Consider the following 14,010-nt stretch of genomic DNA (forward strand, 5'->3'; position numbering starts at 1 on the left):
CATGGATCTGCCGCTGTTCGACACGCACGCCCACCTGATTTCGGACGATTGGGACAAATATCAGCCCAAGGCGCTGCGGCCCGATCTGCCGACGCCCGCGCGCACCAACTTCACCGTGACGGTGGAGGCGCTGATCGAGATGATGGACGCGCACAATGTGAGCGACGCCTGCCTCGTCCAGCGCGGCCACCTCTATGGCTATGACAACAGCTATATCCTGGATTCCGCGCAGCGCTTCCCCGGCCGGCTGCATCCGGTGGTGATCCTGGACCCGCAGGATCCGGAGACGCCGGGCGCCTATCGCGACATGGTGAAGAACCGCCACGTCCGCGGATTCCGCATGGCGCACACGCGGCCCTATATCCTCGACACCGCCTGGATCAGCTCGCCCGCCGCGATGGAGGTTTGGAAGACCTGCGCCGATCTGGGCACGCCGATGACGCTGATCCTGTTCATGAAGCAGCTTCCCTATCTGCTGCCGCTGATCAAGATCATCGCGCGCCAGTTCCCCGATCTGCCGATCCTGCTCGATCACGGCGGCATGCCGTTCGGAATGACCCAATATGAGGTCGGGCTGGCCAAGCAGGCGGGCGAGGAAGTGGTGATGCCCAAGGCGCCGCATTTCGGCATCGACACCACCATCGCGCTGTTCGAGGACGTGCCCAACGTCCATTTCAAGATCACCGAGATCAATATGGAGCGGCTGGTGGCCGAGGACGTGCGCCCCGCGCACATCGTTCGCCGCATGGTCGACAGCTTCGGCCCGGACCGGCTGATGTGGGGCTCCGACGTGGGCCAGAGCATGTTGTGGAACTATACCGAAAAGGCGGCGATGGCCCGCGCCGCCGCCGACTTCCTGACCGAAGAGGAATCGCGCAAGTTCCTCCACGACAACGCCGCGCGGGTCTATTCGGCCGCGGGTTGACACGGGCGCGCAACGATCCCCTCCCGCAAAGGGAAGGGGCTGGGGGTGGCCTTGCCCACCCGCAGCAAAGGCTTGCGGAGAGGCTTCCACATCCCCCACTCCTTCTCCGCCGGGAAGGGGCAGCGCAGGCGTAACCAGAGGACATGATGATCAAGAAGTTCAGCCCGCCGCGTCCCGCAAAGGATGCCGATCACGCCATCGTCTATCGCCGCGAGAACGAGTTCTGCGCCTGGCCGCACACCATGGGCTTCTGGCAGACCGGCGCGGGCGAGCTGGTGCAGAACTTCATGGCGATGGAGGCCGAATATGGCGATCCCGCCAAGATCAGCCACGATCAGCTTGGCGAACGCGGCGGCCGCGCCACGCGCATGGTGACGGTGCGTTCGTCCGACCTCGGCAAGACCTGGGGCGATCCGGTCTATGATCTCTATCCGCGCCTCACCGCGCCGAAGGAGGGGGAGCCGAAGAACCTGGCCGAATATGGCCCGTTCGATTTCCTGGACGCCGACACCATCGTCGCCAACGGGAGCTGGGAATTCGGCAAGCCGGAAAGCCGCTCGTTCATCCGCATCTCCAAGGACGCGGGGCATAGCTGGACGCCGCCGGCGGAGCTGCCGCTGGACGGGCTCTTCTCGCTCTCCGCGATCAACTCGTCGATGGTGCGGCCGGACGGTCGCGTGCTGCTGTTCCTGACGGAGGTGAGCGAGGACGGGTGGAACCGGCGCCCGCTGGTCTATGGCAGCCTGGACGACGGGTCCGAGTTCCGCTTCATGTCGTTCGTCACGCCCAAGCAGGACCCCTATGGCGCCGCGGACGGCAACTGGAACTGCACCTATCGCTTCGGCGGGCACCGCTGGTTCTATCCGCGCGGGCAGATGCTGCCCAACGGCCGCATCCTGTGCATGATGCGCTGCCAGCGCGATCCCACCGGCGTGATGTGGAGCGAGGTCTATTACAGCGACGACGGCGGCCAGACCTGGGGCTTCCTGTCGCGCGTCAACGATTTCGGCGCGCCGGGCAGCCTGGTGCAGATGCCGGACGGGCGGCTGGTGGTGGTCTATGGCTATCGCGTGCGCCCCTATGGCCTGCGCGCGGTGGTGAGCGAGGACCAGGGCAAGACCTGGGGTCCGGAGATCGTGGTGCGCGACGATGGCGGAAGCTGGGACCTGGGCTATCCCAACGCCTGGGCCACCGACGACGGGCGCGTAGGCGTGATCTACTACTTCAACTCGAAGCACGATCCGGTGCAGGCCAATGGCGGCGTGCGGCACATCGCGCGCAGCTTCTTCTCGATCGATTGAGCGCATGAGCGGCTGGGCGGAGCTGGCGGCCGACCTGGCCAACGCCGAGGCAGTGCGCGCGGTGAAGCGGCTCCAGCACGTCTGGGGCCATTATGCCGAGGCGGGCGATCTGGCCGCGCTGGCGGAGCTGTTCGCGCGCGACGGCCGGCTGGTGCTGCCGCCCGCCGAGGCGCAGGGGCGCGATGCGATCCTGGCGCTGCTCGGCGAAACCATGGGGCAGGGCGATGCAGCGCCCGGGCCGGGCGTGCTCAACGTCCGGCTGATGATGTCGCCGGTCGTCTCGATCGCGGCGGATGGGCTGAGCGCCCAGGGACGCTGGCACGAGGTGGCGATGACCGGACGCGACGGCGCCACCGCGCGCTGGTCCGGCGGCATCCACGAGAACCTCTATGTGCTGGAGGAGGGCGCGTGGAAGATCGCGGCGCTCCGCTATCATCCGCAATATGCGGGCGATTACGCCGAGGGCTGGAACAATGTCTCCGACGCGGTGCCGCTGGTGCCATTCCACTTCACGCCGGACAGCGCCGGAATTCCAGTGCCGCCGGAGCCGGGCCTGGACGACGGTTCCGATCCCGCCGCGCTGGCCGCGCGGGCACAGCGGCTGGTGGACGAGGGGCTGATCCAGAACCTCCAGGCCGCCTATGGCCAATATTGCGACCGCAAGATGTGGGACGACATCGCCGATCTGTTCGACGCCGACGGCATGTTGGAGGTGGCGGGCGAGGGGGCCTGGAGCGGCCCCGCGGCGATCCGCGCCGGGCTGGAGCTCTTTGGCCCCGCCGGTCTGCGGCACGGCGAGTTCTTCGATCACCTCCAGTTGATGCCGGTGGTCACCATCGCGAAGGATGGGACCAGCGCGGAGCTGCGCGCGATCGAGTTGCAGATGCTCGCCGATCACGGCGGGCGGGGCTTCTGGGGCATCCGGATCGCCGAGGCGCGGCTGGCGAAGGCGGGGGGTGTATGGCGCTTCGCCGCGCTGAAGCTCACGCCGCGCCTGCGTGCCGATTATGCGCTGGGCTGGGCGGACGGGCTGGAGCCGTTGGCGGGCGGCGTGGCCGGATATCCGGAGGCGCGCGGGCCGGCGATCGGCTTTGCTCATCCGGTGCGCGATCCGGCGCCCGCGGCGTTGCCGGTGGCGGACCCGGTGCTTGATGCGGCGCGCACCGCGCTGGCGGTGGGCAAGGCGTTCGACGGGGCGGAGAATGTCGCCTGCGCCTATGGCTATTTCCTCGACGAGGCGCATTGGGACGAGAGCGCGGAGCTGTTCGCGCGCGACGGGTGGAAGGAGCTGTCCTTCATCGGCACCTATATCGGCCGCGAGCGCATCCGCGATTCGCTGGTCGGCCGCTATGGCCGCAACGGCCGCCGCCCGACCTTCCTGCCGATCCACCAGAAGACCCAGCCCTATGTCAGCGTCTCGCCAGACGGCCAGCGCGCGCAGATCCGGCTGAAGATGTTCCAGGTGAACAGCGCCTGGGAGGGAGAGGGCAGCACGATCGCGGGGCTCTATGAGGAGCAGGCGGTGATCGAGGACGGCATCTGGCGCATCCATGGGATGGACCTGGAATATATCGTCCTCTCCAACTATCGCACCGGCCCGGCCGGGGTGGAGCCGGGGCTGGCATATAAATTCTCGCCCACGCCGGAGGCGATCGCGGCGTTCGAGCCCCGGCCGGACGGCCCGCTGCGCGGGCTGCCGGTGGCGCCTTATCCGGACATCGGGCCGCTGGGCTTCCACTATGCCAATCCGGTGAGCGGCCGCGAACCCGCGTTGCGCTTCCACTGGAGCGACGGGCGGTTTTAGAGCATCGCGCCGCAAGCCTGAGTTGGGTTCCTTGTCCGGCTGAACGCAGACTCCCGTGGAGCCGGGGCGGCCGCGTCCTTGCCGTGGGTGCCGCCGTTTCGGCGAGGTAAAAGGAGCCCGTCTAAACCGTCCCCGGCAGCTCGTGCGGGCCTGTGTCGCGGGGCGGGGGGCCGGTTTCCACCTCCAGCATGCGGCGGACGCGGGGGCGTTCCTCGCCGCGGTGATATTCCAGGATGCGCGCGAAATTGGCGGCGTCGGCATGGGTGCGGCGCTGGTTGTGGCGCACATAGTCCACCCAGGTCGGCACATGATAGCGCTCCAGCCACAGCTCCGCGTCGCTCAGGTCGTGGAGCAGCGACCAGCCATAGGCGCCGTCGCGGCGGCGGACCCGGCGGCGTTCGCTCATCGCCGCCAGGAACGCGGGCACGTCGCCGGGGGCGATCCGGTATTCGATCAGCACCACCACCGGCCCGCTGCGCGGCTCGACCGGCACCGACGTCTCCGGCTCGCGCCAGTCGCGCAGCGGATCGAGGTTCAGGTCGTCCACCTTGGGCAGTGGCATGCGCAGCCCCACGAGCGCGCTGACCGCCTGCCAGCCCGCCGCGGCGAAGATCGCGGTGACGATGCCATGGTGCTCGGCCACCCATCCGAAGCCCCAGCTTCCGGCGGCCAGCCCGCCGAACGCGCACATCTGATAGACTGACAGCGCCCGCGCGACGACCCAGCGGGGCGCGGCGAGCTGCATCGTCGCGTTGAAGGTGGAAAGCGCCAGCAGCCAGCTCGCCCCGCCCAGCATCAGCGCGGGCAGGGTGAACACCATGTTGCGGCTGACCCCCACCGCCGCCGTGGACAGCACCAGCGCGAGCGAGGCGAGGCGCACGATCGTCTCGTTCGAGAAGCGCCGCCGCAGCCTGCCGCTGGCCGCCGCGCCGCCCACCGCGCCCAGCCCGAACGCGCCCAGCATCATGCCGAAGGTGGAAGGGCCGCCGCCCATCAGGTCGCGCGCGATCACCGGCAGCAGCGCCGATACCCCGGCCAGCCCGCTGCCGAACAGCAGCGTGCGGCCCAGCACCATGGTGAGGTGCGGCGACATCGCGACATAGCGCACGCCCGCCGCCATCGCGGCGCGGATCGGCTCGCGCGGGGTGGTCCGCTCCGGCGTGGCGGGGCGCCAGCGCAACAGCACCGCCGCCAGCCAGAAATAGCTGACCGCGTTGACCAGGAACGCCGCCGTCGCGCCCAGCGTGGCGACGATCACGCCGCCGATCGCCGGCCCCAGCGTGCGCGCGATGTTGAACGCCATGCTGTTGAGCGCCACCGCCGAATGCAGCGCCGCGCGCGGCACCATCTCGCTCACCGAGGTGTGCCACGACGGGCTGTTGAGCGCGGTGCCGCAGCCGACCAGGAAGGTGAAGCCCAGCAGCAGCCAGGGCGAGAGCAGCCCGAACCACGAACAGAGCGCCAGCCCGATCGAGACGCAGAACAGGAATCCCTGCGCCGCCAGCATCACGTGGCGCCGGTTGAAATTGTCCGCCACCGCGCCGGACAGCAGCGCCAGCAGTACGATCGGCAGCGATATCGACACCGGCACCAGCGCGACGAGCTGGGGCGATCCGGCCAGCGCCACCATCGTCCATGCGGCACCGACCGACTGGATCATCCCGCCCAGGTTGGCGGCCAGGTTCGCCGCCCATACCGCGCGGAAGATCGGGATCGATAAGGGCGACGGGACTGCGCCGGAATCTGGCGCATGCGACGCTGGAGCCATGCGCTCCCCGATGCGGCAACCCGGCTGCCAGGGGAAGCGAAAAGCGCCTTCCGGCATGTTTTTTGGGCCGCTTCCGCGGGCTTCGCGTACCGCGGTGCCCGCCGCGGCCACGCCGGGCGGCGCAGGCATGCTGCATGATCGCGGCGCCGTTGCCCCGCGCAGGCCGCAGCCGGGCCGTGCGCCCGACGGACCTCGCGTTCCTAAGGCCTTGATTCTGCGCGGGCGGCCACTCCGCTTGATACCCGGTTCGGACCATTACGTATACCCGGCCCAGCCCCCCGGTTCCAAGAGCGGCCCGGGCGAGGAGCGCTGGGGAGCGGTCCATCTTGGCGGACGCTTTCCCGCGAACCTCACCCAATTTTTGCAAGCGCACGACGAGCCAGGGGGCCCATCGAATGGACGCATATGTTGCCAGGAGCATGACCTGGCTTTCCCTCGCCATCCTTGCGGTGTTCGCCGCGGCGGTGACGGTGGATCCTGCCTTCGCGGTGCATGCCGCGATCTTCGCCGCCGCGGGTTTCCTTGCGGCCTTCCTCTCGATGCGGAGCGCCGGTGACGCACCGGCCGCGCCCAAGCCCGGCGAGTATGACGACGACGTCATCCGCTGGGGCACCATTGCCACGGTCTTCTGGGGCGTCGTGGGCTTCCTGGTCGGGCTCTACATCGCCTTGCAGCTCGCCTTTCCGGCGCTGAACCTGGGGCTGGAGTACAGCAGCTTCGGGCGCCTGCGGCCGCTGCACACCTCGGCGGTGATCTTCGCGTTCGGCGGCAATGCGCTGATCGCGACGAGCTTCTACGTCGTCCAGCGCACCTGTCGTGCGCGGCTCGCCTTCCCGGGCATCGCGCGCTTCGTCTTCTGGGGATACCAGCTCTTCATCGTGCTGGCGGCCACCGGCTATGTCCTGGGCGTAACCGAGGGCAAGGAATATGCCGAGCCCGAATGGTATGTCGACATCTGGCTGACGGTCGTCTGGGTCGCCTATCTGGCGGTCTTCGTCGGCACGCTGGTGAAGCGGCATGAGCCGCACATCTATGTCGCCAACTGGTTCTACCTGGCCTTCATCGTCACCGTGGCAATGCTGCACCTGGTCAACAACCTGTCGATGCCGGTCACCATCTTCGGTACCAAGAGCTATTCCGCCTTCGCGGGCGTGCAGGACGCGCTGACGCAATGGTGGTACGGCCACAACGCGGTCGGCTTCTTCCTCACCGCGGGCTTCCTGGGCATGATGTATTACTTCGTGCCGAAGCAGGCCGAGCGCCCGGTCTACAGCTATCGCCTGTCGATCGTTCACTTCTGGTCGCTGATCTTCCTCTACATCTGGGCGGGTCCGCACCACCTCCACTATACTGCGCTGCCCGATTGGGCGCAGACGCTGGGCATGGTGTTCTCGGTGATGCTGTGGATGCCGAGCTGGGGCGGCATGATCAACGGCCTGATGACGCTCTCCGGCGCATGGGACAAGATCCGCACCGATCCGATCATTCGCATGCAGGTCCTGGCGCTCGCCTTCTACGGCATGAGCACCTTCGAAGGACCGCTGATGTCGATCAAGAGCGTCAACTCGCTGAGCCACTATACCGACTGGACCATCGGCCACGTGCATTCGGGCGCGCTGGGCTGGGTCGGCATGATCAGCTTCGCGGCGGTCTATTTCATGACGCCGAAGCTGTGGAAGCGCGAGCGGCTCTATTCGCTGCGGATGATCAACTGGCACTTCTGGTGCGCGACCGCGGGCATCGTCCTCTATGCGTCGGCGATGTGGGTCGCGGGCATCATGCAGGGCCTGATGTGGCGCGAATATGGTCAGGACGGTTACCTGGTCTATTCCTTCGCCGAGGTCGTGGCTGCGATGCATCCCTACTACCTCATCCGCGCCGCGGGCGGCCTGCTCTACTTGCTCGGCAGCCTGTTCATGGTCTGGAACATCTGGATGACCATCAAGGGCAAGGTCCGCGAGGAGGCGCCGATGCACGACGCCACCTATAATCCCGCCGCAGACAAGCCGCTCGTTCCGGCTGCCGCATAAGGACGCGAAAAAATGGCAAGCAAGTTCTTTGACCACGGCAAGATCGAGCGCAACGTCACGCTGCTGATGGTGCTCGGCCTGATCACGGTGGCGATCGGCGGCATCGTCGAGATCGCGCCGCTCTTCTGGATCGACTCGACCATCGAGAAGGTGAAGGGCGTCCGTCCCTACACCCCGCTCGAGCAGGCGGGCCGCAACATCTATATCCGCGAGGGCTGCTACAACTGCCACAGCCAGATGATCCGTCCCTTCCGGGACGAGGTCGAACGCTATGGCCACTACAGCCTGGCGGCCGAGAGCATGTACGACCATCCGTTCCAATGGGGGTCGAAGCGCACCGGGCCTGATCTGGCGCGCGTCGGCGGCCGCTATTCGGACGAATGGCACGTGCAGCACCTGAAGGACCCGCGTTCCGTGGTGCCGGAATCGATCATGCCCGGATACAGCTTCCTGGCCGATCGCGAGCTGCGCACCAAGGGCTTCGGCGGCGATCTGACGGCGCTGCGCCGGGTGGGCGTGCCCTATACCGACGCCGATGTCGCCAAGGCCGACGAAGACGTGCGCACCCAGGCGACGCCCGGGGCGGATGCGGCGGACCTGATCGCACGCTATCCCAAGGCACAGGCGCGCGATTTCGACGGCAATCCGGAGCGGGTGACCGAGATGGATGCGCTGGTCGCCTATCTTCAGATGCTGGGCACGCTGGTCGATACCAGCAAGGCCGCGCCGAAGGAGCAGGCACGATGAGCGCCTATGACGTGGCACGCCACTTCGCCGACAGTTGGGGGCTGGTCTTCCTGTTCGGCGTCTTCCTGTTCGCCGTGGGACGCGCGCTGCGCCCCTCCGCCCGCGACGAGTACGAACATGCGCGCACCGTGGTGCTGCGTGACGAGGAACCGGGGAAATGAGCGACGAAGAAACCAAGGCCATCGATCCCGCCACCGGCAGCGAGATCAAGAACCATGAATGGGATGGCATCCGCGAGCTGAACACGCCGCTGCCGCGGTGGTGGCTGTGGACCTTCTATGCCTGCATCGTCTTCGCGATCGGCTATTGCGTGGTCTATCCGGCGATCCCGCTGGTGGAGAACGCGACGGCCGGCACCTTCGGCTGGACCAGCCGGGGCGCGCTGGACAAGGAGATGGCCGCCGCCGAGGCCGGCCGCGCCGCCACCAACAAGGCGCTGGCCGAAACGCCGATCGAGGCGATCGACCCCAATTCGCCGCTGATGCGCGCGGCGGTGGAGGGCGGACGCGCGGCGTTCAAGGTCAATTGCGTCCAGTGCCATGGTTCGGGCGCGGCGGGCAGCCCCGGCTACCCCAACCTGAACGATGACGACTGGCTGTGGGGCGGCGACATCAAGACCGTCTACCAGACGATCCGCCATGGCATCCGCCAGCCCGGCGACGACCTGACGCGCGTGTCCCAGATGCCCGCGTTCGGCCGCGACCAACTGTTGACGCCGGTGCAGATCGACGACGTCGTGTCCTATGTCCGCTACCTCTCCAAGCAGGAGAAGCCGAGCCAGTCGGCCGCGCGCGGCAAGGCGCTGTTCGCCGCCAACTGCGCGGCGTGCCACGGCAACGACGCCAAGGGCGGCCGCCAGTTCGGCGCGCCGAACCTGACCGATCCGATCTGGCTCTATGGCGGCAGCCGCGACGCGCTGACCCAGACGGTCACCAACGCGCGCGCCGGCGTGATGCCGTCGTGGGAAGGCCGTCTGGACCCGGTCACCGTCAAGATGCTGGCGGCCTATGTCCACCAATTGGGCGGCGGCGAATGATGTCCAGCCACAAGGACCGGACGGGCAAGGGCGGCGGGCTGTATGCCCGCCGCCCCGACGTCTTCCCGCGCGCGGTGGACGGCTTCTTCCGCCGTCTGAAGTGGATCGTCATGGCGGTCACGCTGACGATCTACTATGTCACGCCCTGGGTCCGCTGGGATCGCGGACCCTATGCTCCGGACCAGGCGGTGCTGGTCGATCTGGCCAACCGCCGCTTCTACTTCTTCTCGATCGAGATTTGGCCGCACGAATTCTATTACGTCGCGGGCCTGCTCGTCATGGCCGGGATCGGCCTGTTCCTGCTCACCGCCACGGTGGGCCGCGCCTGGTGCGGCTATGCCTGCCCCCAGACGGTGTGGACCGACCTGTTCCTCCATATCGAGCGCTTCATCGACGGTGACCGCAACGCCCAGATTCGCCTGAAGCAGGCGCCGCTGAGCGTGGGCAAGGTGGCCAAGCGCGTGACCAAGCATGCCGCATGGCTGACGGTCGGCGTGCTGACAGGCGGCGCCTGGATCTTCTATTTCGCCGACGCGCCCACGCTGCTGCGCGATCTGGTTACCGGCCAGGCGGCGCCGATCGCCTACAGCACGATCGGCGTGCTCACGGCCACCACCTATATCTTCGGCGGGTGGATGCGCGAGCAGGTGTGCATCTATATGTGCCCGTGGCCGCGCATCCAGTCGGCGATGCTCGACGAGCGTTCGCTGACGGTGACCTACAAGGACTGGCGCGGCGAGCCGCGCAGCCATGGCCTGAAGCGCGTCGAGGGCCAGAAGACCGGCGACTGCATCGATTGCAACGCCTGCGTCGCGGTGTGCCCCACCGGCATCGACATCCGCAACGGGCCGCAGCTCGCCTGCATCACCTGCGCGCTGTGCATCGACGCCTGCGACGAGATGATGGCCAAGATCGGCCGTCCGCGCGGCCTGATCGACTATGCGACGTTCGAGGACTGCGAGGTGGAGCGCAAGGGCGGGGCTCCGGTCCCGATCAAGCGCACGCTGCTGCGTTCGCGCACGCTGATCTATTTCGGCCTGTGGGTCGCGGTGGGCGTGGCGATGCTCGCCTCGCTGGGCGCGCGCACCCGGCTCGATCTGTCGGTGGGCCAGGAGCGCAACCCGCTCTACGTCCAGCTTTCGAGCGGCGAGGTGCGCAATGCCTACACCGTCAAGGTCCGCAACATGGAGACGCGCGAGCGCCCGGTGCGGATCAGCATCGAAGGCCTGCCCGGCGCGCGCATGTGGGATTCGCTGGAGAGCGAGGACAAGGCCGCGCAGGTGATGGAATTCACCGTCGGCGCGGACCAGGTGACCAAGCGCCGCATCTACGTCAGCGCGCCGCGATCCGGCCCTGCACCGGCCGACTTCGCCTTCCGCGTCGAAAGCCGCGACGACACGCCCAACACCGACCGCGAGGAAACGCGGTTCGATCGCCCGGAGGATGGACAATGACGCGCCGCTTCACCGGCTGGCACATGCTGGCGTGCATGGTTGGGTTCTTCGGCGTGGTGATCGCCGTGAACGTCGCGATGGCGACACTGGCGGCGCGCACCTTCGGCGGCACGGTGGTCAAGAACAGCTATGTCGCCAGCCAGCAGTTCAACACCTGGCTGGCCGAGGCCGACGCGCAGCAGAAGCTGGGCTGGAAGGCCGAGGCGGAGGCCATCGACGGGCGGCTGGTGATCGGTGCGCAATCGGCCACCGCGCCGCTGACCGGCGCGCGCGTGACCGCGGTGGCGATGCACCCGCTGGGCCGCGCGGCGGATATCCCGCTCGCGTTCAATGAGGCGGAGCCCGGCCGCTTCGTCGCCGCCACGCGGCTGCCCGCCGGGCGCTGGCGGGTGCGCATCCGCATCGAGCGCGACGGCCGCGCCGCCGACTATCTGCGCGACGTGGCGGCATGACCGTCCACAGCGAGCTGAGCGTCCCCGGCATCCGCTGCGCCGGCTGCATCGCGAAGATCGAGCGCGAGCTGGCGCCGATGCCGGGCGTGCGCCGCGCCCGCGTGAACTTCACCACCCGCCGCGTGCTGGTGGACCATGACGAGGATCTGACGCCCGAGGCGCTGCGCAAGGCGATCGAGGCGATCGGGTTCGAGGCGCAGCCGCTGGCCCGCGCGGGCGAGATCGAGCGGCGCGAATCGCGCGATCTGCTGCGCGCGGTGGCCGTGGCGGGCTTTGCGTCGATGAACATCATGCTGCTGTCGGTGTCGGTGTGGTCCGGCGCGGGCGGGGTGACGCGCGAGCTGTTCCACTGGCTTTCAGCGCTGATCGCGATGCCCACCATCGCCTATTCGGGCCGCCCCTTCTTCAAATCGGCGTGGAGCGCGCTCCGCCGCCGCACCAACATGGACGTGCCGATCTCGATCGGCGTGATCCTGGCCACCGCGCTCAGCCTGTTCGAGACGATCACCGGCGGGCCGCACGCCTATTTCGACGGCGCGGTGATGCTGTTGTTCTTCCTGCTGGTCGGCCGCTGGCTGGACAGCGTGATGCGCGATCGCGCGCGCAGCGGGGCTGAGGCGCTGCTGCGCGAGACCGCGCCGGGCGGCATGGTGATCCTGCCGGACGGCGCCGCGCGCTGGCTGGCCGCCGACGCGATCGAGCCGGGCATGCGCCTGCTGGTCGCGGCGGGCGAGCGGCTGGCGGCGGACGGCGTGGTGGAGGAGGGCAGTTCCAGTCTGGACCGGTCGCTGATCACCGGGGAGAGCCGGCCGGAGCCGGTGGCCAAGGGCGGCAAGGTGCTGGCGGGCACGCTGAACCTGGACGCGCCGATCACCGTGCGCGTCACCGCTGCGGGCGAGGGCACGACCATCGCCGATATCGCGCGGATGATGGAGGCGGCGGGGCAGGGGCGCTCGCGCTATGTCCGCATCGCCGATCGCGCGGCGCGGCTCTATGCCCCCGCCGTCCACACGCTGGCGGCGTCAAGCTTCGCGGGGTGGATGATCGCGGGCGCGGGCTGGCATGAATCGCTGCTGATCGCGGTGGCGGTGCTGATCATCACCTGCCCGTGCGCGCTGGGCCTGGCCGTTCCCGCCGCGCAGGTGGTTGCGGCGGGCGCGCTGATGCGGCGCGGCATCCTGGTGAAGGACGGATCGGCGCTGGAGCGTCTGTCCGAGGCCGATGTTGTGCGTTTCGACAAGACCGGGACGCTGACGCTGGGCCGCCCGGTGCCCGAGGACGCCGGCCGGCTGGAGGGCGAAGAGGCCGAGGTCGCGCTGGCGCTGGCGCGGGCGAGCCGCCATCCGATCGCCCGCGCGCTGGCGCAGGCCCTGGAGGAGCGCGGCGTGCGCGCCGCCGCGGTGGAGGATCTGAAGGAAGTTCCCGGCATCGGCGTCGCCGGGCGCTGGCGGGGCCAGGCCGCGCTGCTGGGCCGCCCGAGCTGGATCGGGGTGGAGGCGGCGCAGTCGATGCTCGTCACCGCCTTTGCGCTGGGGAACAATCCGCCGCGCGTGCTGAGCTTTGCCGATCCCGTCCGCCCCGATGCGGAAGCGGCGGTGGCGGAGATCCGCGCGCTGGGGCTGGACGCGGCGATCCTTTCGGGCGACCGGCCGGAGGCGGTGCGCACCGTCGCCAACGCGCTGGGGATGTTCGCCACCGCGCGGCTGACGCCCGAGGACAAGCTGGCGGAGATCGAACGGCTGCATCGCCAGGGCCATCGCGTGCTGATGGTGGGCGACGGGCTGAACGACGGCCCGGCGCTGGCGGCGGGGCACGTCTCGATCGCGCCGGCATCGGCCAGCGACGTGGGCCAGACGGCGGCGGACCTGGTGTTCCTGGGCGACAGCCTGTTGCCCGTGCCGGCCGCGATCCGCGCCGCGCGGCGCACCCAGAATATCGTCCGTCAGAATTTCGCGCTGGCGGTGGGCTATAACCTGTTCGCCGTGCCGCTGGCGATCTGCGGGCTGGTGACGCCGCTGATCGCCGCGCTGGCGATGTCCGGCTCGTCGCTGGTGGTGGTGGCCAATGCGCTCAGGCTGCGGAGGTGCGCGCGATGAACGGGTTGCTGTTCCTGATCCCCATCGCGCTGCTGCTCGGCTTCGCCGGGCTGGCGGCGTTCCTGTGGGCGCTGCAATCGGGCCAGTTCGAGGATCCGGACGGATCGGCGCTGCGCATCCTGATCGACGATACCGGCCCGGCCGATGAATAGGCGGTCGCTGATCCGCATCGCGCCCGCGCTGCTGCTGGCGCTGCCTGCCCCGGTGCTGGGGGCGGAGCGGACGATCCGCATGCCGTTGTGCAACGGCGGCAGCGTCGAGGTGCCGGTCGGCGGAGGCGATGGGCAGGACGGGCACGGCAAACAGCCATGCCCTGTCGCCTGCCACGCCATCTGCCAGCCCGGCCGCGGCAAGAAGCGCCCCGGCTGAACCGCCCGTCCTGCTCCCGCGAACCGGC

13 protein-coding genes are annotated in these 14,010 nt (G+C 68.8%); 12 read left to right on the forward strand and 1 reads right to left on the reverse strand.

From position 1 onward, the window contains the following. Window position 1 precedes the first annotated feature (1 nt). The 3 genes from OM513_RS06140 to OM513_RS06150 all read left to right on the forward strand — a co-directional run bounded on the left by OM513_RS06140 (window position 2) and on the right by OM513_RS06150 (window position 4,030). On the forward strand, window positions 2-925 hold the full coding sequence (locus OM513_RS06140; RefSeq protein ID WP_264943268.1) for an amidohydrolase family protein: 924 nt from the start codon (window positions 2-4) through the stop codon (window positions 923-925). Window positions 926-1,071: 146 nt separating this feature from the next. Further along, a complete protein-coding gene (locus OM513_RS06145; RefSeq protein WP_264943269.1) occupies window positions 1,072-2,226 on the forward strand; it encodes a sialidase family protein in 1,155 nt (384 codons plus the stop codon). 4 nt (window positions 2,227-2,230) lie between these two features. After that, window positions 2,231-4,030, forward strand: a complete 1,800-nt coding sequence (locus tag OM513_RS06150; protein WP_264943270.1) for a nuclear transport factor 2 family protein — start codon at window positions 2,231-2,233, stop codon at window positions 4,028-4,030. A 121-nt stretch (window positions 4,031-4,151) separates the two neighbouring features. Here OM513_RS06150 and OM513_RS06155 read toward each other — a convergent pair whose 3' ends face one another. After that, window positions 4,152-5,798 carry an MFS transporter gene (locus OM513_RS06155; protein WP_264943271.1) on the reverse strand — a complete coding sequence of 549 codons (1,647 nt, stop codon included), beginning with the start codon at window positions 5,796-5,798 and terminating at the stop codon, window positions 4,152-4,154. A 419-nt stretch (window positions 5,799-6,217) separates the two neighbouring features. Between OM513_RS06155 and ccoN the strand changes: the two genes are divergently transcribed. Genes ccoN through OM513_RS06200 form a run of 9 tightly spaced genes read left to right on the forward strand, consistent with a single transcriptional unit; the run spans window position 6,218 to window position 13,982 of the window. After that, on the forward strand, window positions 6,218-7,828 hold the full coding sequence (ccoN, locus tag OM513_RS06160) for a cytochrome-c oxidase, cbb3-type subunit I (RefSeq protein WP_380916279.1): 1,611 nt from the start codon (window positions 6,218-6,220) through the stop codon (window positions 7,826-7,828). A 12-nt stretch (window positions 7,829-7,840) separates the two neighbouring features. Beyond that, window positions 7,841-8,575 carry a cytochrome-c oxidase, cbb3-type subunit II gene (gene ccoO, locus OM513_RS06165; protein ID WP_264943273.1) on the forward strand — a complete coding sequence of 245 codons (735 nt, stop codon included), beginning with the start codon at window positions 7,841-7,843 and terminating at the stop codon, window positions 8,573-8,575. Next, window positions 8,572-8,736, forward strand: a complete 165-nt coding sequence (locus OM513_RS06170) for a cbb3-type cytochrome c oxidase subunit 3 (RefSeq protein ID WP_264943274.1) — start codon at window positions 8,572-8,574, stop codon at window positions 8,734-8,736. The genes ccoO and OM513_RS06170 overlap by 4 nt, the downstream gene beginning before the upstream one ends. After that, entirely contained in the window at window positions 8,733-9,611 is an 879-nt protein-coding gene (gene ccoP, locus OM513_RS06175) for a cytochrome-c oxidase, cbb3-type subunit III (protein WP_264943275.1), read from the forward strand. Before OM513_RS06170 ends, ccoP begins: the two co-directional genes overlap by 4 nt. Further along, window positions 9,611-11,065, forward strand: coding sequence for a cytochrome c oxidase accessory protein CcoG (ccoG, locus tag OM513_RS06180; RefSeq protein ID WP_264943276.1), 1,455 nt, complete (start codon window positions 9,611-9,613; stop codon window positions 11,063-11,065). Before ccoP ends, ccoG begins: the two co-directional genes overlap by 1 nt. Beyond that, window positions 11,062-11,517 (forward strand): FixH family protein, encoded by a 456-nt coding sequence (locus OM513_RS06185; protein WP_264943277.1) that lies wholly within the window; start codon window positions 11,062-11,064, stop codon window positions 11,515-11,517. Before ccoG ends, OM513_RS06185 begins: the two co-directional genes overlap by 4 nt. After that, window positions 11,514-13,613, forward strand: a complete 2,100-nt coding sequence (locus OM513_RS06190) for a heavy metal translocating P-type ATPase (protein ID WP_264943278.1) — start codon at window positions 11,514-11,516, stop codon at window positions 13,611-13,613. Before OM513_RS06185 ends, OM513_RS06190 begins: the two co-directional genes overlap by 4 nt. Further along, a complete protein-coding gene (ccoS, locus tag OM513_RS06195) occupies window positions 13,610-13,765 on the forward strand; it encodes a cbb3-type cytochrome oxidase assembly protein CcoS (protein ID WP_264943279.1) in 156 nt (51 codons plus the stop codon). The genes OM513_RS06190 and ccoS overlap by 4 nt, the downstream gene beginning before the upstream one ends. Next, on the forward strand, window positions 13,758-13,982 hold the full coding sequence (locus tag OM513_RS06200; protein WP_264943280.1) for a hypothetical protein: 225 nt from the start codon (window positions 13,758-13,760) through the stop codon (window positions 13,980-13,982). Before ccoS ends, OM513_RS06200 begins: the two co-directional genes overlap by 8 nt. Window positions 13,983-14,010: the final 28 nt, after the last annotated feature.

It is taken from the genome of Sphingomonas canadensis (genome assembly GCF_026013525.1).
Classification (GTDB): domain Bacteria; phylum Pseudomonadota; class Alphaproteobacteria; order Sphingomonadales; family Sphingomonadaceae; genus Sphingomonas; species Sphingomonas canadensis.